Source organism: Rhizorhabdus sp., from assembly GCF_018006725.1.
Lineage (GTDB): Bacteria > Pseudomonadota > Alphaproteobacteria > Sphingomonadales > Sphingomonadaceae > Rhizorhabdus.
Genome location: NZ_JAGMXV010000067.1, coordinates 1 through 22003 on the forward strand (window position 1 = coordinate 1; position 22003 = coordinate 22003).

15 protein-coding genes are annotated in these 22003 nt (G+C 65.3%); 4 read left to right on the forward strand and 11 right to left on the reverse strand.

The window, feature by feature from the left end; all coding sequences use genetic code 11:
- The 6 genes from rpoB to KAY22_RS11315 form a co-directional block, all read right to left on the reverse strand.
- On the reverse strand, positions 1-3455 hold a 3455-nt coding region (gene rpoB, locus KAY22_RS11290; protein ID WP_296623399.1), incomplete at its 3' end, for a DNA-directed RNA polymerase subunit beta.
- Positions 3456-3753: 298 nt separating this feature from the next.
- Positions 3754-4953: a GIY-YIG nuclease family protein gene (locus KAY22_RS11295; protein ID WP_296623432.1), complete on the reverse strand. Its 1200-nt coding sequence runs from the start codon at positions 4951-4953 to the stop codon at positions 3754-3756.
- A gap of 1 nt (position 4954) precedes the next feature.
- A complete protein-coding gene (locus KAY22_RS11300; protein ID WP_296623401.1) occupies positions 4955-7063 on the reverse strand; it encodes a DEAD/DEAH box helicase in 2109 nt (702 codons plus the stop codon).
- On the reverse strand, positions 7060-7263 hold the full coding sequence (locus KAY22_RS11305) for a hypothetical protein (RefSeq protein ID WP_296623405.1): 204 nt from the start codon (positions 7261-7263) through the stop codon (positions 7060-7062). Before KAY22_RS11305 ends, KAY22_RS11300 begins: the two co-directional genes overlap by 4 nt.
- Positions 7260-7973 (reverse strand): endonuclease NucS domain-containing protein, encoded by a 714-nt coding sequence (locus KAY22_RS11310; RefSeq protein WP_296623408.1) that lies wholly within the window; start codon positions 7971-7973, stop codon positions 7260-7262. Before KAY22_RS11310 ends, KAY22_RS11305 begins: the two co-directional genes overlap by 4 nt.
- Positions 7970-10792: a DNA methyltransferase gene (locus KAY22_RS11315; protein WP_296623410.1), complete on the reverse strand. Its 2823-nt coding sequence runs from the start codon at positions 10790-10792 to the stop codon at positions 7970-7972. The genes KAY22_RS11310 and KAY22_RS11315 overlap by 4 nt, the downstream gene beginning before the upstream one ends.
- A gap of 168 nt (positions 10793-10960) precedes the next feature.
- Between KAY22_RS11315 and KAY22_RS11320 the strand changes: the two genes are divergently transcribed.
- From KAY22_RS11320 to KAY22_RS11335, 4 genes are all read left to right on the forward strand, one after another.
- Positions 10961-11974 (forward strand): L,D-transpeptidase, encoded by a 1014-nt coding sequence (locus KAY22_RS11320; RefSeq protein WP_296623412.1) that lies wholly within the window; start codon positions 10961-10963, stop codon positions 11972-11974.
- Between the two features lie 130 nt (positions 11975-12104).
- Positions 12105-12761 (forward strand): hypothetical protein, encoded by a 657-nt coding sequence (locus tag KAY22_RS11325; RefSeq protein ID WP_296623415.1) that lies wholly within the window; start codon positions 12105-12107, stop codon positions 12759-12761.
- 36 nt (positions 12762-12797) lie between these two features.
- Positions 12798-15179, forward strand: coding sequence for a hypothetical protein (locus KAY22_RS11330; RefSeq protein ID WP_296623417.1), 2382 nt, complete (start codon positions 12798-12800; stop codon positions 15177-15179).
- Between the two features lie 119 nt (positions 15180-15298).
- Positions 15299-17371: a catalase gene (locus KAY22_RS11335; RefSeq protein WP_296623418.1), complete on the forward strand. Its 2073-nt coding sequence runs from the start codon at positions 15299-15301 to the stop codon at positions 17369-17371.
- Between the two features lie 106 nt (positions 17372-17477).
- Here KAY22_RS11335 and rplL read toward each other — a convergent pair whose 3' ends face one another.
- The 5 genes from rplL to acs all read right to left on the reverse strand — a co-directional run bounded on the left by rplL (position 17478) and on the right by acs (position 21907).
- The gene (gene rplL / locus KAY22_RS11340; RefSeq protein WP_296623421.1) at positions 17478-17852 is read right to left on the reverse strand and encodes a 50S ribosomal protein L7/L12; all 375 of its coding nucleotides are present in this window, start codon (positions 17850-17852) and stop codon (positions 17478-17480) included.
- A gap of 60 nt (positions 17853-17912) precedes the next feature.
- Positions 17913-18428: a 50S ribosomal protein L10 gene (gene rplJ, locus KAY22_RS11345; RefSeq protein ID WP_296623424.1), complete on the reverse strand. Its 516-nt coding sequence runs from the start codon at positions 18426-18428 to the stop codon at positions 17913-17915.
- A gap of 298 nt (positions 18429-18726) precedes the next feature.
- Positions 18727-19368: a glutathione S-transferase family protein gene (locus tag KAY22_RS11350; protein WP_296623426.1), complete on the reverse strand. Its 642-nt coding sequence runs from the start codon at positions 19366-19368 to the stop codon at positions 18727-18729.
- Between the two features lie 19 nt (positions 19369-19387).
- Positions 19388-19915, reverse strand: a complete 528-nt coding sequence (locus KAY22_RS11355; RefSeq protein WP_296623428.1) for a cytochrome b — start codon at positions 19913-19915, stop codon at positions 19388-19390.
- Between the two features lie 54 nt (positions 19916-19969).
- A complete protein-coding gene (acs, locus tag KAY22_RS11360) occupies positions 19970-21907 on the reverse strand; it encodes an acetate--CoA ligase (RefSeq protein WP_296623430.1) in 1938 nt (645 codons plus the stop codon).
- Between the last annotated feature and the right edge of the window lie 96 nt (positions 21908-22003).

Here is a 22003-nt window from a genome sequence, read left to right on the forward strand (position 1 = left end):
AGCTTGCGCTTCACCGCGACGAAGACCTTGACCATCTTGAGCACGCCCGGCGGCAGCTCGTCGCCGCGCTGCAGCTTCTCGACGCGGTCCTCGAACTTCTTGACGATGAGGCCGACGGCCTCGTCATACTGAGCCTTCACCGCTTCGAGATCGGCCTGGCGGGCGTCGTCCTGAACGGCGAACTTCCACCATTCGCGCTTCTCGACTTCCTCGAGCAGGGCTTCGGTGATCTCCGAACCCTTCTTGATGCCCTTGGGAGCCGCGGTCGCGACCTGGCCAAGGAGCATTTCCTTCAGCCGCGCATAGTTGGCGCGGTTCAGGATCGCGCGTTCGTCCTCGCGGTCCTTGGTCAGGCGGTCGATTTCCTCGCGCTCGATCGCCATCGCGCGCTCGTCCTTGTCGATGCCGTGACGGTTGAACACGCGCACGTCGACGACGGTGCCGGCCACGCCCGGGGGCAGGCGCAGCGACGTGTCGCGAACGTCCGAGGCCTTCTCGCCGAAGATGGCGCGGAGGAGCTTCTCTTCCGGCGTCATCGGGCTTTCGCCCTTCGGCGTGATCTTGCCGCACAGGATGTCGCCCGGCTCGACCTCGGCACCGATATAGACGATGCCCGCCTCGTCGAGGTTGCGCAGGGCTTCCTCGCCGACGTTCGGGATGTCGCGGGTGATGTCTTCCGGCCCGAGCTTCGTGTCGCGAGCCATCACCTCGAACTCGTCGATGTGGATCGAGGTGAAGACGTCGTCCTTCACGATCCGCTCGGAGATCAGGATCGAGTCCTCATAGTTGTAGCCGTTCCACGGCATGAACGCGACGAGGACGTTGCGGCCCAGTGCCAGCTCGCCGAACTCGGTCGACGGGCCATCGGCGATAATGTCGCCGGCGTGGACCACGTCGCCCACCTTCACCAGCGGACGCTGGTTGATGCAGGTCGACTGGTTTGAGCGCTGGAACTTCATCAGCGTGTAGATGTCGACGCCCGACTTGCCGGCATCGACCGAGCCGGTCGCGCGGATCACGATACGGGTCGCGTCGACCTGGTCGACGATGCCCGAACGCTTGGCTGCGATCGCGGCGCCCGAATCCCGGGCGACGGTCTCTTCCATGCCGGTGCCGACGAACGGCGCCTCGGCCCGGACGAGCGGCACCGCCTGGCGCTGCATGTTCGATCCCATGAGAGCGCGGTTCGCGTCGTCGTTCTCCAGGAACGGAATCAGCGAGGCCGCGACCGACACGAGCTGCTTCGGGCTCACGTCCATCAGGGTGATCTGGTCGCGCGGCGCCATCAGGAATTCGCCACCCTCGCGGGCGGAGACGAGGTCCTCGACGAAGCGGCCCTCGGCGTCGAGCTCGGCGTTCGCCTGCGCGATCGTGTGCTTGGCCTCTTCCATCGCCGACAGATAGACGACCTCGCTGGTCACCTTGCCGTCGATGATCTTCCGGTAGGGCGTCTCGATGAAGCCGTACTTGTTGACCCGGCTGAAGCTCGCGAGCGAGTTGATCAGACCGATGTTCGGGCCTTCCGGCGTTTCGATCGGGCAGATGCGGCCATAGTGCGTCGGGTGGACGTCGCGGACTTCGAAGCCCGCGCGTTCACGCGTCAGACCGCCCGGCCCGAGCGCCGAGACGCGACGCTTGTGCGTCACTTCGGACAGCGGGTTGGTCTGGTCCATGAACTGCGACAGCTGCGACGAGCCGAAGAATTCACGCACCGCGGCGACGGCCGGCTTGGCGTTGATCAGGTCGTTCGGCATCGCCGTCGACACGTCGACCGACGACATGCGCTCCTTCACGGCGCGCTCCATGCGCAGCAGGCCGACGCGATACTGGTTCTCGAGCAGCTCGCCCACCGAACGAACGCGGCGGTTGCCGAGATTGTCGATGTCGTCGATCTCGCCCTTGCCGTCCTTCAGGTCGACCAGCGTCTTGACGACCGAGAGGATATCCTCCGAGCGCAGCGTGGTGACCGTGTCGGGGGTGTTGAGCTCCAGACGCATGTTGAGCTTGACGCGGCCGACGGCCGACAGGTCGTAGCGCTCGCTGTCGAAGAACAGGCCGGCGAAGAGGGCTTCGGCGGTTTCCTTCGTCGGCGGCTCGCCCGGGCGCATGACGCGATAGATTTCGCTCAGGGCGTGGTCGCGATCCTCGACCTTGTCGGCCTTCAGGGTGTTGCGGATCCAGGCGCCGGTCGAGACATGGTCGATGTCGAGCAGGTCGACATGGTCGAAGCCGGCCTTGTCGAGCGATTCCAGATTCTCCGGGGTCAGCTCGTCGCCGGCCTCGATGTAGATGCGGCCGGTCGACTCGTCGATCAGGTCATAGGCCGAGAAGCGGCCGAAGATCTGGTCGGTCGGAATCAGCAGCGTGGCGAGACCGTCCTTGCCGGCCTTGTTCGCCGCGCGCGGGCTGATCTTGGTGCCGGCCGGGAACACGACCTCGCCGGTGTCGGCGTTGACGACGTCGAACGCCGGCTTCTGGCCGCGCCAGTTCTCGGCGACGAAGGGAACCTTCCAGCCGCCGTCGCCGCGCACGAAGCGCTGCGTCTTGTAGAAATGGTTGAGGATGTCCTCGCCGCTCATGCCCTGCAGGCGGATGCGCGCGATGCGGGCGGACTTCTCACCCTCGGCGGTCTGGATCAGGCCGCCGACGATGATCGCGCCGTTGGGATCCTCGACGGTGACGAGGTTGCCCGCAACCGCCTTGACGCGGCACGGATTGGAGACGCCCGACAGGCCGACGATGTCGCCCACCTCGAACGTGCCCTTCTCGGGCGTGATCTCGACCGTGGCGTCGCCCAGCGCGCGCAGCAGCGTGGTGACGGGCAGCTTGCGCTTGCGGTCGATGCGGACGTTGACGATGTCCTTGGCGTCGAACTCGAAGTCGAGCCACGAGCCGCGATAGGGAATGACGCGCGCGGCGAACAGATATTTGCCCGAGGCGTGGGTCTTGCCGCGGTCATGGTCGAACAGGACGCCCGGCGAGCGGTGCATCTGCGACACGATGACGCGTTCGGTGCCGTTGATCAGGAAGGTGCCGTTCTCGGTCATGAGCGGCATGTCGCCCATGTAGACGTCCTGCTCCTTGATATCGAGAACCGAGCGGGTGTCCGTATCGGGATCGACCTCGAACACGATCAGGCGCAGCGTGACGCGCATCGGTGCCGCATAGGTCATGCCGCGCTGACGGCATTCCTCGGTGTCGTACTTCGGGTCTTCCAGCTCATACTGGACGAAGTCCAGCTCGGCGGTGCCGGCGAAGTCGCGGATCGGGAAGACCGAGCGCAGCGTCTTCTCCAGGCCCGACACATAATTGTCGGCCGGGCGCGAGCGCAGGAACTGCTCGTAGGATTCGCGCTGCACCTCGATGAGGTTCGGCATCTGGACGACTTCGTGGATGTTCCCGAAGACCTTGCGGATGCGCTTCTTGGCGGTCGACGGAACTGCCTGGGTGGCCATGCGTATCTTTCCTCGCGTCACAAAAATTGTCCGCCTTTCAGCGGTCCGCAGCCCGATTCGCAGGGGGCACCCCACGACGAAAAGTGCGGGTCCGGGCTGATCGGATCCGCACTGCCAGCGTTCTGAAAACCCTTGGAAAACCGTCTCCAATTCGTCGCGGATCGATCGCCAGACGATCCGTGTCCCGGAGGGCCAAGGGCGGCACCCGCGCTGTCAGCGCCAGGCAAATGCCGATGTGATGAGGCACGCCATATAGTCGCAGCGCGCCCCTTTGGGAAGGGGGCGGGGGGAGGGAGCGTCAGCCTTCTATCCGCACCAGCCGCGCTTGTGCGCGGTCGTAGACATAGTCGGGGAGGGTTCCGTCGCCGATGCGCGCGACGATCTCGTCGATCACCGGCAGCGGGACCAGGAACCATTCGCGCGGGCGCACCGGCTTGCCGAAGCGATCGGGAATCACGACCTCGAAGCGGACATCGTCGAGCACTCGGTGGATCAGGCTCTCCAGCCGCGGCCGATCGATGTCGTACAGCCGGTAGGTCGCCACGACATCGACGCCCGCCAGCAAATAGGTCGCATCATTCTCGGCGCCGGCAATCCGCGTTTCCACCCTGCCGCCGGTGATCCCGATCTTGTGGACCAGATCGCGATGTGCCGCGACCCTCGGATGGTCGGACCGGCTGCGCAGGACATAGAGCGTGCCGGTGGCGAGGTGGTCGCCATCGGGGTCCACCGGCGCTTCGGCAAACAGCGGTCCCGCACTGGGCTCGGTGATCCGCCGCCCGCCCTCGTCCTTGTAGAGCGCGCGCTGCAGAGACCGCAGCAGCAGGTCGCTTTCGGTGCCGTTCGAATAGATGACGCGCAGACGCGCGTCGGTTTCGCCATTGGGCGCCCGCATCTGTTCTCCGGCTTCGGCGACATAAGCGATCTGGCCGCCAACGATAAAGAATTCGCCGGGCAATATCTCGGCTTTCGACAGACCCAGGTCGCGAACGAAGGGGCGCGTCGTGCGGATGCCTGCCTCGAGGTCCGCCTGCACCTTGTCGAACAATGGCCGGAAGGATGCGAAGTCGGCACAACGTTTCGAACTGGCAATCTCCTCGGCGGCGGTGCGGTCGGCGTTCGAGCGCACGTTGCGCAGGCGGGTGATGTCGCCATCGTCCTCCGCATCCAGGCCCAGTTCCGCCAAGAGCGCGCTGTCGTCGAGCGCCTCGACCGGGTCGCTGTCGGTGCCGCTGCCGTCCAGCAGCCCGTAATCGTCCATGTCGGCGAGCAGTTCGCGGCATTCGGGCAGGGTCCGCAGCCGGTCCAGCCGCACCGCATAGAGCCGCTCGAAGATGTCGCGGCCCTCGCCATGTTGCGGGGCACGGCCATGGGTTTCGCGGAACTTCACGATGTCTTCGAAGCCCGCGATGATGCGCTCCTCGCGCGGTGTGCGCGACCTGGCCTTTTTGGGCGTCAGGTCGACGCCCAGCTCCGCCAGAATGTCGTCGTCGGTCATGTCAGCCACCGGCGGCGTCTCCGGCGGCTTCGGCGGCCTTGGCTTTCGCACGGAAGCGGGCGAAGGCGGCCACACCCTCGGCCAGCTGCCTTTCCCACGGGTCCTGCGACGTGGCCTCGGGCGCGCGGCCGCGCTCGCGCTTCCATTGCACCGCGCGCACGGCATAGGCGCGTGCCTCGTCTTCGGTCAGCACGGTCTTGCGGGCCGAGATCGCCGCCTGCACCTGCCGCAGCGTGCCTTCGTTCATCGCCTTGGCCAGGATGGCATAGGCCGCCTCGAACGGGTTGATCCGGTCGATCAGGTCGATGTCCAGCTCGCGCACGTTCATGAACTTGCGCACGCCGTCGACGAAGGAGGTGTTGGCCTTCAACTCGCCCGAGCCATCCTCGGTCGCCGTCTCCGTGACGATCTTCGCCGCCTGTTGGGTGATGTTGAGCGCGGCCACCGCATGCTGGCGGATAGCCTCCTGGTCGGCCTCGCTCAGCTCGGGATAGCGGTCGCGTACGATCTTGCCCATGCGGACCTGGGTAAGCTCCTCAGGCACCACCTCGGGGTCGAACAGGCCGCGCTCGATCGCCTGCTTGTCCTGGATGAAGCTGGTGATGACCTCGTTTATGTCCTCGGCGCAAATACGCTTGGCCTCAGGGGAGCTGGGCGCGACGAGGCCCTTCAGCTCGAAATGGAACTGTCCGCGCTCCTCGTTGAAGCCGACGTTGGTCCGTCCCTCTTGGTAGCCGTCCGGTCCATAGTCGAAGCCCGGCTTGGCGCCGACGTCCTTGGGGGTGAACTCGAAGCGGGGCGCCAGCACCTGTTCCATCAACAGGCTGGCGGCGATCGCCTTCAGCGTGTCGTTCACCGCCTCGGCCACCACATCGTCGGCCGCCGCCGGCTCGGCGATCAGGTTGGTGAAGCGTGCGACCGTCTTGCCCGGCGCGTCGCGCGTGGCGCGGCCGATGATCTGGATGATCTCGGTCAGGCTCGATCGATAGCCGACCGTCAGCGCATGTTCGCACCAGATCCAGTCGAAGCCTTCCTTCGCCATGCCCAGCGCGATGATGATGTCGACATGGTCGCGGTTGCTTCGCGCCTCGGGGCTTTTCAGCGCCGCCGCCACCCGGTCGCGCTTCGCCGGATCGTCGTCGACCAGGTCGGCGACCTTGATCGTCCGGCCCGCCGCCGTTTCGATCAGATGAAAGCCGGTGACCGGGTCGGTCCCCTTCCAGCTGCCGAGATGATCCATGATCTCCTCGACCTCGCGATGCTTGTCCTTGGTGCTCTCGCGGCTGTTGACGCTCGGGATATGGACGATCGTCTTCACCGCCGGGTCGAGCAGGTCGTTGATCTTGTCGATATAGCGGCCGGTGTAGAAGCTGTAGGCGATGTCGAGCGTCTTCAGATGCTCATAGCCGTTCAGCTGCTCATAATAGGTGTAGGTGACGGTGGTGAATTTCGCCTCGTCTTCCGGGCTCAGCACCGCCACGGCATCGCCGCGGAAATAGCTGCCCGTCATCGCGACCAGATGAACCTTGTCGCGCGCGATCAGCTGGCCCAGCTGCGCCCCCAGCCGGTTCTCCGGATTGGCCGAGACATGGTGAAACTCGTCGACCGCGATCAGCCTGTCGTCGAACGCGGCAATGCCCAACTCGTCGACCGCGAAGCGGAAGGTGGCATGGGTACAGACCAGCACCCGATTCCCGTCGGCGCCGTCGCTCGCCAGAAACTCGCCGACCGCCTTCACCTTCGACTTGGCGACCTTCACATCGTCCGCGCCGGGCGTGTTGCACAGGTTCCAGTGCGGCTTCACGGTCCAGTCCGCCCAGAAGCCGTGCCGCGACAGTGGCTCGTCGGCGAAGCTGCTGCCGATCGATCGTTCGGGCACGACGATGATCGCCTGCTTCAGTCCCTGATTTTCCAGCTTGTCGAGCGCGACGAACATCAGCGCGCGCGACTTGCCCGACGCGGGCGGCGACTTGATCAGCAGATATTGCTCGCCGCGATGGGCATAGGCGCGCGCCTGCATGGGCCGCATGCCGAGTTCATTGGCGCTGGACGAAGCGCCGGTGTGTGCGGTGACGAGACGGACGGCGGGAATGGGGCGGTTCTCGGTCACTGGCTGGCCTTGTCATGATGGGCGACGAACGCGGCTATCGATCCGTACTGCACTTTCACCCGCGTCTGGACTTTGCGCATCATGTCGGAGCCACGCTCTGTCCAGCCATGGGCTTCGAACATGCCCAGATAGCCGCCATAATGAGCGGATGCGATCCGGGTGATCGCCTTCGCGTCGCCGCCGGGTTCGAAGTCGCTCATTCTGCGGCCCCCTCCGTTCCCAGTCCGAACTGCTCGCGCAGGAAGTCGGCGGTCTGCTGATCATAGATTTTGCACACGACATTCTGGTTCGCGAAGATGCCGGAAAAGGTCTTCGCCTCGTCGCGGTCGAATGTGCGGATCCACTCGACCCCCACCACATAGGATGCGAGATCGGGGTCACCCGCATCGTTCGTCAGATACCAGGCCGGGAGGCGCTGGGGCAGCGGATCACCGGACGGCAGCGCAAACTCGCTCGCCGGCATCTTCGGAGTGGTTACCCGGCCATAGCCGAGATAGCCCTTGTTCTTCATCTGGTGTGACGCATTCAGCGTTTCGGGCGGCGCCTTCCCATAGCGCGCGCGATAGAGATCCTGGAGGGAGCGGCCACTGGTCGCGCGCACCAGATCATGAACGTCCTTCGTGGTCAGGTGGCGGACCCAGGAGGCGTAGTCGAGGACCTGCCCGACGATGTCGCGAGGCGATCGGTCCCGCTTCAACTCGATGATGATGAGGTTGCCCTCCTCGTCCATCGCGAGCAGGTCGATCCGAGTGCCATGATCGGTCGCAACCTGCCGCCCGATGACGAACCCGTCGACGCCGACGAGGCTCAGGTCGCGCGCCACCCAATCCTCGATCCGGCTTTCGAGATCGAGCGGCTTGCGGCGGCTTTCCGCCAAGCCGTTTTCCGTGATGCGGAACAGGCGGGTCATGCGGCCTTCTTCCCCTTCTTCGGCTTGGGCTGGTTCGCCGTCATCTTCGTGTACATCTCGAACAGCTTTTCCAGCCGTTCGGTGTCGTTGCGGAAGCGGCGGCCGATATAGATGCGCTCCAGCACCTCGTCATTTTCCTCATGCGCGCGGCGCAGGTTGTCGGGCATGGCATCGGGATCGTAGAGATCGGCGATGGTCGCGGGGAAATGCGCCTCGCGCGCGAGCAGGATGTTCTCCGCAGTGCGGGTGAGGTCGGCCTTGTCCTGCTCGGTGAGCTTGGGGACGGGGAAGGTATTCCAGCCAAGGGTGTTGGAATACGCGAAATCTGTTCGGGTTCGCCCACAGACGGTAGCAATCCACACGAGGTGCAGCCTAGAGGCGATTACCGCCAAGTTGAAGACAGGCGCATCGTACATACCAAAGCACTGGCTGCTAATTACAGCACCATGCATGTCGATCCCAACGGGGAGGTATTCCCGGTTTTCGGATGTGATCCTTGGCAGGATGATTGTGTGGCTCTTCGCCTCGCGCATTTCGCGAAACTGGTGGGCCCGAACTGCCATCGCTCGTGCTCCAGCATCAGGGCTCGCGAGCCTTAGAGTTCTAACATCATCGATTCGGTCACGAACTTTTGCGAAACCACAAGCGAGTTCAATATCATCGTCTGCGATCCAGAGGCAGTAAACATCTTGCCCCTTTATGAACTCCGCTGATCCATGGATCTTTCGTACGATCCTTGAAGCTGCGTCAGTCGGGAGCTCAAGCGCGTCAAATTCATATCTTGTTAGCCGCAAGCGCCCGCCATCCACAGCTTTGTTCCCGAACACCATTTTAGCCGCGGAAAACAATGGAGACGTCTCCTTTTCGATGAAGACGCTCGGGCCTGGAGCAAGATAAGCATTGATGTTGCTCGCCTCACGAACACTCACGTGACCACCGTCGGCGGTTGCAAAAATTCGCGCCGGACCTTGACGCGAGCTAAGGCCGATTATGGCGACAGTGACGCCCGCATTATAGGTCGCTAGATTGGCCCAAGTGAATGAGGTATACGCGAACGCTATCCTTGTGCGATTAGCGAAAATCAGCGGCCATAAGATCGGAACTTGTTGGCCTTGGCAAATCGAATTCGTACTAACGAATGCGCTGTCGGCTCCGTAATCCGACGCTTTCATAAACCAGCCGGAGACGTAATCTAGCGATTTCCAGCTGCTCGCGCGTGATGCGAATACACCCTCCAAATCTTTCTTTTGGTCCATCGATTGAACGGTGCTGCCTTTGTATGGCGGATTGCCGCAGATATACGTCTCTACCTCTGCACCACCGCCCAGCCTATTCTCCTCCAGCGCCAGCCGCCCTGTCGGCCCACCTAGATCATGTTCCGCACCCGTCGCCACCTTCACCGGCGGACACACCTCCAACCAATCCAGCCGCAGCGCATTCCCAACGGTGATCTGCCCCGTCTTGTGCAGCGGCAGCACCATCGCGCGGGCCTCCTGCTGGCTGAGGTACAGGCAATCCGCCTGGAACTCGGCGATCAGCAGGGCAAGGCGGGCGATCTCGGCGGCGAAGCCCTTGATCTCTATGCCGTAGAAGTTGCTCAATGGGATGACGCTGCGGCGGTCCTCCAGCTTCAGGCTCGCCTCGCCGCCCAGTCGCCGGACGATCTCCGCCTCGATCGCGCGCATTTCCTTATAGGCGATGACCAGGAAATTGCCCGATCCGCAGGCCGGGTCGAACACGCGGATGCTGCCCAGCCGTTTGCGCAGATTGCGCAGCTTCTGGCGACTGTCGCCCGCCGCCTCCAGCTGTTCACGCAAGCTGTCGAGGAACAGCGGGTTCAGCACCTTCAGGATGTTGGGCACGCTGGTATAATGCATGCCCAGCTCGCCGCGCTCGCCATCGTCGGCGACCGCCTGGATCATCGATCCGAAGATGTCGGGGTTGATCTCCTTCCAGTCCAGCTCCCCCGCGCGCAGCAGATAGGCGCGGGCGGTGCGGCTGAAGCGCGGGCTGTCGGTCGCGCCGGTGAACAGGCCGCCATTCACATAGGGGAAGATGTCGGCATAGGGCCGGATGCCCGCCGCGCGGCGGTAGCGGTCGTCCAGATTGCCCTCATGCGTAACCGGCGTGTCCATCGCGCGGAACAGCTCGGTCAGCACCTCATGCGTGTTGCCCCATTGATCGTCGCCGCTGCCATGGCCGGCATGGCTCATCTGGGTGATGGTGGCGGTGAACTGATTCTCGCGGAAGATGCCGGTGTCCTCGGCGAAGAAGCAGAAGATCAGCCGCGCCATGAACTGGTTGAGCTCATGCCGCCGCTCCTCGGTCGCCCAGTCGGGATTGTCCTTCAACAGCTCGACATAGAGCTTGTTGAGCCGCCCGGTCGCCTTGACGTCGATCGGGTTGTTCTTGATCTCCTTGACGGTGGAGATGCCCGCCAGCGGCAGGAAAGTCGCGAAGTGGCGCGGCAGATCGGCATAGGGGCAGGCGACGACGTCGCCGCCGGCCAGATCCTCGGCCTCCACCGTCTCGCCATCGGTCGCGAGGATGAACTTGGCCTTGGCGCTGGCGGTCTTCGGGCTGTCGCGCAGTGCCGCCAGGGTTGCGCCGACCGCGCCCGGCTGGGCGACGGCCAGGTGGATATTCCCGCGCCACAGCACCCCGCCGACGTCCGACTGGTTGGACTCGCCCTTGCGCAGCCTTTTCAGGCTGGTGTCCTTGGCGCCGAAGGCGGCCAGGAAGCGATAGGGGAATTCGGCGGCGTCGAACGGCTCGACGACCAGGTCGGAAACGGCTTCTTCGATCTCGACAGCGTTCATGTCGGCTGTTCAGCATATGCGCGGGGACAGGTCCAGCGGGGCAAGCTCCATTGCGGAGCATTCTCCCGTCGCGGGCGGCGATGCCGTCACCCCCGCCTTTAAGCCCGCCGCCGCCATCGCTATATCCTATTCCCTGAACGCCCGCGCCGGGCGCTGACAGGGGGATGGATGTCGAGGTTCCTTTTCGCCGCCGCCGTGGCCACCGCCGCTTCGCTCGCCGGGCTCTCCGCGCCGACGCTGGCTGCACCCGCCGCGCCGGCCGCCGCCGCCAAGGCGCCGCCGCTGTCGCTGCGCGACGCGACCGTGCACCAGGCGGTCGAGGCGATGAAGCCGGGGCAATATCTGTGGGCGCCGCAGGTCGCGCCCGAGGGGCCGGTCGTGATCGTCGTCAGCATCGCCCGCCAGCGGGCCTATGCCTATCGCAACGGGGTGCCGATCGGCATCTCGACCGTTTCGACCGGCAAGAAGGGGCATGAGACGCCCACCGGGGTCTTCACCGTGTTGCAGAAGAAGGTCGACCATAAGTCGAACCTCTATAATGACGCCCCCATGCCCTATATGCAGCGGCTGACCTGGGACGGGATCGCGATGCATGCGGGCAATCTGCCCGGCTATCCGGCCTCGCATGGCTGCGTCCGCCTGCCGCTGGGTTTCGCGCAGAAGCTCTATGAGGTGACGAAACTCGGCCTCACCGTGATCGTCACCGCCGATGCCGAGGTGCCGCGCTTCGCGCCGACGCCGTCGATCCTGTCCGCCGATCCGGGCCGGGCCGAGCCCGATCTGTTCGGTGGCACGCTGTGGCAGCCCGAACGCGCCACGACAGGGCCGGTGTCGATCGTGATCAGCGCGGCCGACCGGCGAATGCTGGTGCTGCGCAACGGGGTGCCGATCGGCTCGGCCCCGGTGAAGATCGCGGGCAGCGTCACCGGCACCACCGCCTATACGCTCGGCGCGATCGACGGAGAGGTCTATCGCTGGATGAAGCTGCCCATGCCGGGCGAGACGCTGGAGGGCCCGGTCGAGGTGACCCCCGACGAGCGCGCCCGGCTGACCGTGCCCGGCGGCATCCAGAAGGCGATGGCGGCGGTCGTGACGGTCGGCACCACCGTCGTCGTCACCCCCGACACGCTGCGCAGCGGCGGCGCGGGCAAGCCGATGCGGGTGATGACCACGGAGAAATAGGCGAGGCTTCGCAGCCGCTTCCGATCATGATAGGCAAGGCTATCGACGGCTCGGGGGGACGCCGCCAGACGACAGGGTGCAGGACAAGCCTTGCGATGGGGCGCGGGCCGGTCGGGGGAGGCGAGGCGACATGGCCGGATTGCGCGTCGGGACGCTGCTGCTGTGCGCGCATGCCCTGTCGGTGCCGACTGTTCTTGCAGCGGCCGAGGACCAGATGGGCGTAGTCTATTGGGGTAATGTCCGCACGGGCGTCGCGGTTCGCGTGATCAACGGCACCGACCGGCGCGAACGCGCGCGGGCCGAGGTCGAACGGATCGGCGGAGGAGACTGGGTCCTGCTCGAGGATTCGAGCCGGCCAGGCTTTGGCGCCGCGATGTGCATTCGCAAGGGCGAGCAGATCCGATTCCACGTCGTGCATGGCCTGGCCACCGCGCGCGAAGCGATCACGGCGGCGCAGGAGCAGGCCCGGGCGACGGGAGGGCTATGGTCCACCTGCAGCCGCGGGCTGTGGTCTGTCGCTCCGCTGCCGGACAAGCCCCGCGAGACGGGGGTGGTCGATCATCTCAAGGGAGCGATCCGGTCCGGCGTCTCATCGGCGCGCGGGGAGCGGGACTATCAGCGCGATTGCGTGCCGCCGGCCGAGATCGCGCGGGCCGAGTTGCGGCCGTTGGCACCGGGCACGATCGCGCCGAAGGATGTGCGTCCGCCCGCGACGCCGTGGAAGCGGGCCGACTGGTGTCCGCGCTTCCAGGGACCGGGCGGAAGTGCGGCAGGCCGGCGGGGTTAGGCCGGACACTAGGTGGGACACAGGGGAGACAGAGGGATGCGGGGTGGCTGGACGATTGCGGCGCTGATGTGCGCGATGGGGGCGGCCCATGCGCCGGCCGAAGCTGCCTCGCCCTGGGGTATCCTGCATGAGATGGTCGGCCGCGATTTCAGCTATGCCGGAGGCTATGCGACCGCCGTACGCTGGCTCGAGCAGGACAGGATGCTCGAGATCCACTATCTGGCGCCGGGCATCGACGTGGCGCATGTGCTCACGCTGCGGCCGGACGGAACGCTCGTCGTCCAGGACCGCCGCGGTTCCAAACCGCCTTCGGAGAGGGTGACGGCGCTTCGGGGCAATCCCGATGGTTCGCTCAGCATCGCCGAAAGCGGCCAGCTGTGGATGGGGCGCGAGAGCGACGGCCGGATCTTTCAGGTCGGGGCGAAGTGGAAGCACGAATATTTCACCCCGCTCGATCCTGCCAGCGGGACCGGACAGTGGATGGCGAAGATGGTCGCCAAGGGCAAGGTACGCGCAGCGGATGCCGGTCCGGTTCGGGCGGCGGGCGGCAGCGGGCCTTCGCCCACGACCGCGGGCAGCGCGCCCGCTATGGCTGCGCTTCCACCAAGCGAAGCGCAGGTGGCGGGGCTCGAGGGCTATGTCGGAAAGAGCTTCGCCAGTATCTCGCAAGGGCAGCCTGTGGCAGTCGTCCGCACACGCTGGATCGACAAACCCACCCTGTACGAGCTCTCGATCCTGCCCAAGTTCGGCAAGGAAAGCACGACGAAGGTTGCGGTGGCAGAATCGACCTTCAACCTGCACGGCCTGCCGGTGGTGCGTTTCCCCTATCAGGGCAAGGAATGGCAGCAGGAAGTGCTCCCCGGGCCGACCGGCTATGTGGTCGTCAATAGCGAAAACCGGTCGAAGCCGGGCAAGACGCCCAAGTGGAAAGAGAGGAACCGCACCGAAAGGCGGATCATCGCCGCAGCCGACGCCGACAGATTGCTGGCCAGCTTCAAGGCGGAGCGCGAAGCGCGCTGGGCCCCGCTGGCTGCGCTCACCAAGGGACCGTGGTTTTGCGTGCAGATGGAGCCGGGGCAGTGGCTGGAGCGCACCGTGCGCTTCCACGCCTATGGCCGCACCACCAATCGCAGCTATCCGGTGATGCGGCTGACGACGGCGCGATGGATCGATCCCTGGCAGGAGTTGGAGGTTGTCAGCACGCTGGGCGAAGGCCGAAAGGTGACCGACCGGATCGTGTTGCTGTCCAACGGCAATTTCCAGATGGACACGACGGGGGTGAGCCGCTCACCGAAGATCGTCGGACAGTTTTCCCACCCCTCCGGTTCCGTTCCGCAGATCGATTTCGTGATTGCGCATTACGAGCGTTACGGGTCCGACAACACACACGGTCTGCTCTTTTACGTCCTCGGCGATGCGACGACCGGGCAGGTCCTGCCGCGCACCAAATATTATGCGGGTGGCGCATCCCATGCATCGGACTGCGAGATGGAGCCGTTCGACGCCAAGAAGCTCGACACCTACTCCCGCAAGCTCACCGAGCAGGCGCGGTGGACACGCGATTCGATGCAGTCCGACCAGGAATATTGGTCCAGCGTCGCGCAGAGCGAGGCCGAAGGCCAGGCCATGCTGGCCAATATGCGCGGCGAGCTGTTCCGGCAGGTGTTCGTCGGGATCCCCCAGGCGATCGCCGACGTGAACCAACAGAAAGCGCAACTGCAGACACTGCGCATCGCCGCCGAGCAGGAAACGGCCATGCGGCGAGCGGCCGAGGCGGCGGCTGCGGCCGAGAAAGCCGAGCAGGCGAGGCTTGCCCGCGCGGCCGTATCGCCGTCGAACAGCCGGGGTACCGGGCGTGGACCGGCACCCGGTGGGAGCGGGGGCGGCGCGCAGCTCGCAGCGCAGCGACAGGCCCAGGCCAAGGCCGATGCACAAGCCAAAGCCAGTGCCGACGCTCTGGCTCAGACCAAGGCTCAGGCGGACCAGCGTCGCGCCGACGCCGCCCGCCAGGAGGCCGAGCGGAAAAAGGTCGAGGCTCAGCGACTGGCAGAAAAACAGCGGAAGGCCGAGGAAGCCGAGCGGCTCATCGAATATCGTGAGGGCGTGGTCCTGTGCGAGCAGAAGTCGGCGAAGAGCTGGCGATGCGATGGTCCGCTCCAGGTCACCTATGGCGACCTGGGCGGGGCGTCGGGCCCCGGTGCGATCAGCAGCGCCTGCGGGGGCGGTAGCCCGCGCAAATTGGGCATGGCGGCGGGCTATATGGCCTATGGCTGTGGCTTCGGTATCCATCCATCGGCGGACATGCGCAGCTATCCGGGCAATCGCGACGTTCAGGCTGCGCTGGGCGTCGGGCATATACCGGGTCAGGGCTTCTATCGGTGCAAGCGCAGCGTGCTTGCCTATTGCCGGGGGCAATGATGCGCTGAACGGGAACCACGGCATGCCATCCGGCTCGCCGTGGTTCCCGTGTTTCCGTCATGGGTCTTTTCCTGTCCCGCTTCGTTGGGTCTCCGAGACATCGACGAGCGAGGACAGCCATGAGCAAGATCGAAACCACCACCGGCAGCGGCGGCGAGACCCACCAGCGCGCGACCGGCGATGCGCCCGTGCTGACGACCAACCATGGCGTGCCGGTCAGCGACAACCAGAACAGCCTGAAATCGGGCGGGCGCGGGCCGACGCTGCTCGAGGACTTCGTCCTGCGCGAAAAGATCTTCCATTTCGACCATGAGCGGATTCCCGAGCGGATCGTCCACGCGCGCGGATCGGGCGCGCATGGCGTGTTCGAGGCCACGGCCGACATTTCCGACCTGAGCAAGGCGGCGGTCTTTACCAAGGGTGAGAAGACCGAGGTGTTCGTCCGCTTCTCGACCGTCGCCGGCGGCGCCGGATCGGTCGACACGCCGCGCGACGTGCGCGGCTTCGCGGTCAAATTCTACACCCGGGAGGGCAATTGGGATTTGGTCGGCAACAACATCCCGGTCTTCTTCATCCAGGATGCGATGAAATTCCCGGACCTCGTTCATTCGGTGAAGATGGAGGCCGATCGCGCCTATCCGCAGGCGGGCAGCGCGCACGATACCTTCTGGGACTGGGCGAGCCTGATGCCCGAGACGACCCATATGCTGATGTGGGCGATGTCGGACCGCACCCTGCCGCGCTCCTTCCGCACGATGGAGGGCTTCGGCGTCCACACGTTCAAGCTCGTCAACGCAAAGGGCAAGGCGAGCTTCGTCAAATTCCACTGGAAGCCGCGCTTGGGCCTCCAGTCGACGATCTGGGACGAGGCGCTGAAGCTGCAGGCCGCCGACAACGATTTTCAGCGTCGCGACTTGTGGGAAGCGATCGACAGCGGCAGCTTCCCGCAATGGGATCTGGGGGTCCAGGTCTTCGATCAGGCCTTCGCAGAGAAGCAGCCCTATGACGTGCTCGACGCGACCAAGCTGATCCCGGAGGAGGACCTTCCTGTCCGCTTCATCGGTACGCTGACCCTCAACCGGAACCCGGACAATTTCTTCGCCGAGACCGAGCAGGTCGCCTTCCTGCCGTCCAACGTCGTGCCGGGCATCGACTTCTCCAACGATCCGCTGCTCCAGGGGCGGCTGTTCAGCTATCTCGACACGCAGAATTCGCGGCTGGGAACGACCAACTTCCACCAGATTCCGATCAATGCGCCGCGCTGCCCGTTCGGCAATTTCCAGCGCGACGGGAAGATGCAGACGATGGTCCCCAAGGGCCGCGCCAATTACGAGCCCAACAGCCTCGCCGCCCACGGCGAGGAGGGCGGCCCGCGCGAGAGCGCCGAGCGCGGCTTCGTCACGACCGATGCCACGACCGGAGCGGACGAACAGGGCGAGAAGCTGCGCGTTCGTGCCGAGCTCTTCGCCGACCATTATAGCCAGGCACGCCTCTTCTACCGGTCGCAGACCGAGAGCGAGCAGGCGCATATCGCCTCCTCCTTCGTGTTCGAGCTGTCGAAGGTGGGGCTGCTCGATCAGGTACCGCCGCGCATGGTGGCGAACCTGCGCAACGTCGACGAGGATCTGGCGCAGCGCGTGGCCGACGGCCTCGGCATCGACCTGCCCAAGAAAGCGCCGGCTGCCCGCGAGCCTGTCGACATGCCCCCCTCGGATGCGCTGTCGATCCACAAGAATATGAAGGACACGCTGGAGGGCCGCGCGGTCGGCATTCTCTATGCCGACGGCTCCGATGCGACGGAGCTGGATGCGGTCATTTCGGCGATCGAAGCCGAGCAGGGCAAGGCCGTGCTCGTCTCGCCTAAGGTTGGCGGTGCGACGCTGTCCGACGGCAGCAAGCGCAAGGCTGACGGCCAGCTGGCGGGCACGCCGAGCCAGCTGTTCGACGCGGTCGCGGTCATCCTGTCGGACGAGGGCTGCAAGGCGCTCATGAAGGAAGCGGCGGCAGTCCAGTTCGTGATGGATGCCTTCGGCCATCTGAAGGCGATCGGCGCGAGCGAGGCGGCAAAGTCGCTGCTCGACAAGGCCGGGGTCGAACCCGATGGCGGCGTGACCGGGCTGGGCGACGACTTCGTCGCGGCGGCGCGCGGTCGCTTCTACGCTCGCGAGCCGAAGCTGCGCATGCTCGCCTGATCGGCAGTCGCGCGCTGTCCCGCATGGAAGGCAAAAAGAAAGGGCGGCCTCCGATCGGGGGCCGCCCTTCCTGTAGGATCGATCCGTCCGGTGGACGGAAAGAAGCTTACTTGAGTTCGACGGTCGCGCCGGCTTCCTCGAGCTGCTTCTTGATCTTCTCGGCCTCGTCCTTGTTGACGCCTTCCTTGACGGCCTTCGGCGCGCCTTCGACGAGCGCCTTGGCTTCGGTCAGGCCCAGGCCGGTGATGGCGCGGACTTCCTTGATGACGTTGATCTTCTTGCCACCGTCGCCGGTGAGGATCACGTCGAACTCGTCCTTGACTTCGGCGGCCGGGGCAGCGGCGCCACCAGCCGGAGCCGCAACCGCGACGGCAGCGGCGGCCGAAACGCCCCACTTCTCTTCGAGCATCTTCGAGAGCTCGGCGGCCTCGAGAACGGTGAGAGCCGAAAGATCGTCAACAAGCTTCTGCAGGTCTGCCATGATAAGTCTCCATGCGGGCCGCGCGGGCCCAAAATATTTCAGTCAGTCGATATCGAAAGATCAGGCGTCTTCTTTCGCCGCATAAGCGCCGAACACCCGGGCCAGCTGGCCGGCCGGGGCCTGGACGATCTGAACCACCTTGGTCGCGGGTGCCTGAACCAGGCCCACGATCTTGGCGCGCAGTTCGTCGAGCGACGGCAGCTCGGCCAGCGCCTTCACGCCAGCCACGTCGAGAACGGTCTCGCCCATCATGCCGCCGACGATTTCCAACTTGTCGTTGGTCTTCGCGAAATCCACGACCACCTTTGCAGGGGCCACGGGATCGGCGGAGGTGCTGAGCGCGGTCGGGCCGACGAGCAGATCGTGGATCGTCTCGTAGGTCGTGCCCTCGACGGCAATGCGGGCGAGCTTGTTCTTCGATACCTTGTAGCTGGCACCGACTTCACGCATCTTCGTGCGCAGCGCAGTCGACTGCGCAACGGTGAGACCCAGGTTGCGGGTGACGATCACCACGCTCGTTGCCTCGAAGGTGCTCTTCAGTTCGGCGACCAGCTCGGCCTTTTGAGCTCGATCCATGCCTTACTCCTTAGAACCACCCCGGCAGCACATCCGCCGGGGCCCTGAGTCACGGAACCGATACGCCGTTCCATGACCCGTCCGAGGGGTCGGTCGCCTGGCCGAGCGCGGGAGCGCTGGGCAGACCCGGCACGAGGCCGGTAAACTTTTCCCCGTCTAGGCAGGACATTAAGCGGGGCAAATCCCCCGCACCTGCTGTCTCGGACGGTACAATCCCCGGCAGGCCGAAACCCAACAGGAACGTGAAGGCGCGGCCCTTAGAGCATCGGCACAGGGTTGTCGAGTCCTGTGGGTCGGTTCAGCGGCTGGCCCGCGCGGCATCCTCTGCAGCATAGAGCGCCAGCTGGTCCGCATGGGCCTTCAGGAACGCAGGGCGATCGGTCATGCGGGCGATATAGGCTTCGGTCGCCGGCCGGTTGCCATGCGTGCGGACCTTGGGAACGCGCAATATGTCGGCCATCAGCAGGTCGGCGGCGGTGAACCGGTCTGCGGCGAGCCAGTCGCGCTCTCTCAAAATGGATTCCATGGCGTCGAGGCGGCTCGTCGTCCAGCCATCGAGCGCATTGTCATCCGGTTCCGACAGGCCGAGGAACCACCAGGGCACGGTCACCAACTCGATCGAATTGAGCGCCGCGACGATCCATTGCAGCGTCTCCGCCTCGCCCGCCGGATCGCGCGGCATCAGCGCCTCGCTCTTGCGCGCGAGGTGGATTAGGCAGGCTCCGCTCTCGAACAGGCGCAACGCGCCATCGTCGAGGAAGGGCACCTGTCCGAAGGGCTGGCGGTCGCTATGGTTGGTTGCACGCGTCTCAAACGGGACCGTGCGCACTGTATAGGGAAGCCCTGCTTCCTCACATGCCCAGCGCAGGCGCAGGTCGCGGACGAAGCCGCGGGGCCCTTCCGGCACCCAGTCGAGCGTCCAGATCGTCAGATCGGCCATGGCGCGCGCTCCCTGGCCGTCAGCCCCACATCCGGGCCATCATCCCGTCCTTCACGACGAAGTGGTGACGCAGCGCGGCGCCGACATGGATCAGCAGCAGCGCAGCCCAAGAATAGCCCAGGATTTCGTGGGCCTCGTTCGTTACGCTCGCGAGGACGGAGCCCTTCTCGACCGCCAGCTTGGGAATGTCGAACAGGCCGAACCAGCTAATCGGATATTTCCCTGCCGAGCTGAAGATCCAGCCGGTCATCGGCAGGGCGATCATCAGACCATAGAAGGCCCAATGCATGCCTTGCGCGGCGGCCTTTTCCCAACCGGGCATATGCGCGGGCAGGGCCGGTGCGGGGTGGGTCAGCCGCCAGCCGAGCCGGGCGAGGCTCAGTACCAGCACGGTCATGCCGATCGCCTTGTGGATCGGCATAGCCGGCAGCACTGCGCCCAGCGGATCATGCCCGATCCCGAGAATCAGATTGACGACGATCAGGGCGCCGATCGTCCAGTGCAGACTGCGGGCAACGGCATCGTAACGGAGCAGGGCCTCGGTCATGCGCGTCTCTCCTCGGTCGGGGCGCGGCCCGACGCCGCGCCGCCGAGGAAGGAATCAGCTTTTGACCCGGTTGGCAACCAAGTCATCGACCACCGCCGGATCGGCGAGGGTCGATGTGTCGCCGAGCGACGACACGTCGCCTTCGGCGATCTTGCGCAGGATGCGGCGCATGATCTTGCCGCTGCGCGTCTTCGGCAGGCCGGGGGCGAACTGGATTGCGTCGGGCGTGGCGATCGGGCCGATCTCGGTCCGCACCCAGTCGCGCAGTACCTTGCGAAGCTCCTCGCTCGCCGTCTCGCCCGCGTTCAGCGTGACATAGGCGTAGATGCCCTGGCCCTTGATGTCGTGGGGGAAGCCGACGACAGCGGCCTCCGCCACCTTGGCATGGAGGACGAGCGCCGATTCGACCTCGGCGGTGCCCATGCGGTGGCCCGACACGTTGATCACGTCGTCGACGCGGCCGGTGATCCAGTAATAGCCGTCGGCGTCGCGGCGGCAGCCGTCGCCGGTGAAATATTTGCCGGCATAGGTCGAGAAATAGGTCTGAAAGAAGCGCGCATGGTCGCCCCAGACGGTGCGCATCTGGCCAGGCCAGCTGCGGGTGATGCACAGATTGCCGTCGGTCGCGCCCTCGAGCACCTTTCCCTCGGCGTCGACCAGCTCGGGTACCACGCCGTAAAGCGGCTTGGTTGCCGAGCCGGGCTTCAGATCGGTCGCGCCCGGTAGCGGGGCGATCATCGCCGCGCCGGTCTCGGTCTGCCACCAGGTGTCGACGATCGGGCAGCGGCCCTCGCCGACGACGTCATGATACCAGCGCCAGGCCTCCGGGTTGATCGGCTCGCCGACCGTGCCGAGCAGCTTGAGCGAGGCGCGCGAGGTGCGCGTGACGAACTCGTCGCCGTCCTTCATCAGCGCACGCAGTGCGGTCGGCGCGGTGAAGACGATCTCGACCTTGTGACGGTCGACGACCTGCCAGATACGGCTGGCGTCGGGCCAGTTGGGGACGCCCTCATACATCAATGTCGTCGCGCCGTTGGCGAGCGGACCGTAGACGATATAGCTGTGCCCGGTGACCCAGCCGATGTCAGCCGCGCACCAGTATATCTGGCCCGGACGATAGTCGAAGCACATCTCGTGCGTCAGGCTCGCCCAGAGCAGATAGCCGCCGGTCGTGTGCAGCACGCCTTTCGGCTTGCCGGTCGATCCCGAGGTGTAGAGGATGAACAGCGGGTCCTCGGCGTCCATCGTCTCGGCGGGGCAGTAGGTCGACACCCCCTCCGCCAGTTCATGATACCAGGCGTCGCGCCCGGCGGTCATCGGCACCTCGCTGCCGGTCGCGCGTATCACGATGACCTTGCTCAGGCTCGGCGCATGGGCAGCGGCGGCATCGACGTTGGTCTTGAGGGGCACGAGCTTGCCCCCGCGCCGGCCGCAGTCGGCGGTGATCACGACCGCGCTGTCGCAATCCTGGATGCGGCCTGCCAGCGCCTCGGGCGAAAAGCCGCCGAACACCACCGAATGGATCGCCCCGATCCGCGCACAGGCGAGCAGCGCGAAAGCTGCCTCGGGGATCATCGGCAGATAGACGGTGACGCGGTCGCCTTTCTTCACGCCCTCCGCCTTCAGCACATTGGCGAAGCGGCAGACCTCTTCATGGACTTGGGCATAGGTGAAGCGACGCGGTTCCTCGGTCGGGACGTCGGGTTCCCAGATGATCGCGGTCTGGTCGCCCCGCTCGGCCAGGTGCCGGTCGAGGCAGTTGGCGGCGACGTTGAGCTGCCCGTCGGCGAACCAGCGGACCTGGAAATCGGCTTCGTCGAACGAGCTTTCGTCGGTCTTCGTTGGAAAGCGCACCCAGTCGAGCCGCTTCGCCTGTTCGAGCCAGAAGGCATGCGAATCCCCGATCGACCGCGCATAATCCGCCGCATAGGAGGCCTTGGTAACCTTCGCCTTGGCGGCCCACTCGGCGGGAACGGGGTAAAGATCGGTCATGCGCCCTCTCGCTGTTCTTCGAATCGTCGGCCGGGACTATTGGTGCAGCGGGCTTATGGCTTCAAGCGCCGATGGCGAATTGATCCTCCGCAATTC

Coding starts and splice junctions, on each gene's coding strand:
- KAY22_RS11295 (WP_296623432.1), bottom strand. CDS start 4,953: ATGACCGACGACGACATTCTGGCGGAGCTGGGCGTCGACCTGACGCCC.
- KAY22_RS11305 (WP_296623405.1), bottom strand. CDS start 7,263: ATGAGCGACTTCGAACCCGGCGGCGACGCGAAGGCGATCACCCGGATC.
- KAY22_RS11310 (WP_296623408.1), bottom strand. CDS start 7,973: ATGACCCGCCTGTTCCGCATCACGGAAAACGGCTTGGCGGAAAGCCGC.
- KAY22_RS11315 (WP_296623410.1), bottom strand. CDS start 10,792: ATGAACGCTGTCGAGATCGAAGAAGCCGTTTCCGACCTGGTCGTCGAG.
- KAY22_RS11320 (WP_296623412.1), top strand. CDS start 10,961: ATGTCGAGGTTCCTTTTCGCCGCCGCCGTGGCCACCGCCGCTTCGCTC.
- KAY22_RS11325 (WP_296623415.1), top strand. CDS start 12,105: ATGGCCGGATTGCGCGTCGGGACGCTGCTGCTGTGCGCGCATGCCCTG.
- KAY22_RS11330 (WP_296623417.1), top strand. CDS start 12,798: ATGCGGGGTGGCTGGACGATTGCGGCGCTGATGTGCGCGATGGGGGCG.
- KAY22_RS11335 (WP_296623418.1), top strand. CDS start 15,299: ATGAGCAAGATCGAAACCACCACCGGCAGCGGCGGCGAGACCCACCAG.
- rplL (WP_296623421.1), bottom strand. CDS start 17,852: ATGGCAGACCTGCAGAAGCTTGTTGACGATCTTTCGGCTCTCACCGTT.
- rplJ (WP_296623424.1), bottom strand. CDS start 18,428: ATGGATCGAGCTCAAAAGGCCGAGCTGGTCGCCGAACTGAAGAGCACC.
- KAY22_RS11350 (WP_296623426.1), bottom strand. CDS start 19,368: ATGGCCGATCTGACGATCTGGACGCTCGACTGGGTGCCGGAAGGGCCC.
- KAY22_RS11355 (WP_296623428.1), bottom strand. CDS start 19,915: ATGACCGAGGCCCTGCTCCGTTACGATGCCGTTGCCCGCAGTCTGCAC.
- acs (WP_296623430.1), bottom strand. CDS start 21,907: ATGACCGATCTTTACCCCGTTCCCGCCGAGTGGGCCGCCAAGGCGAAG.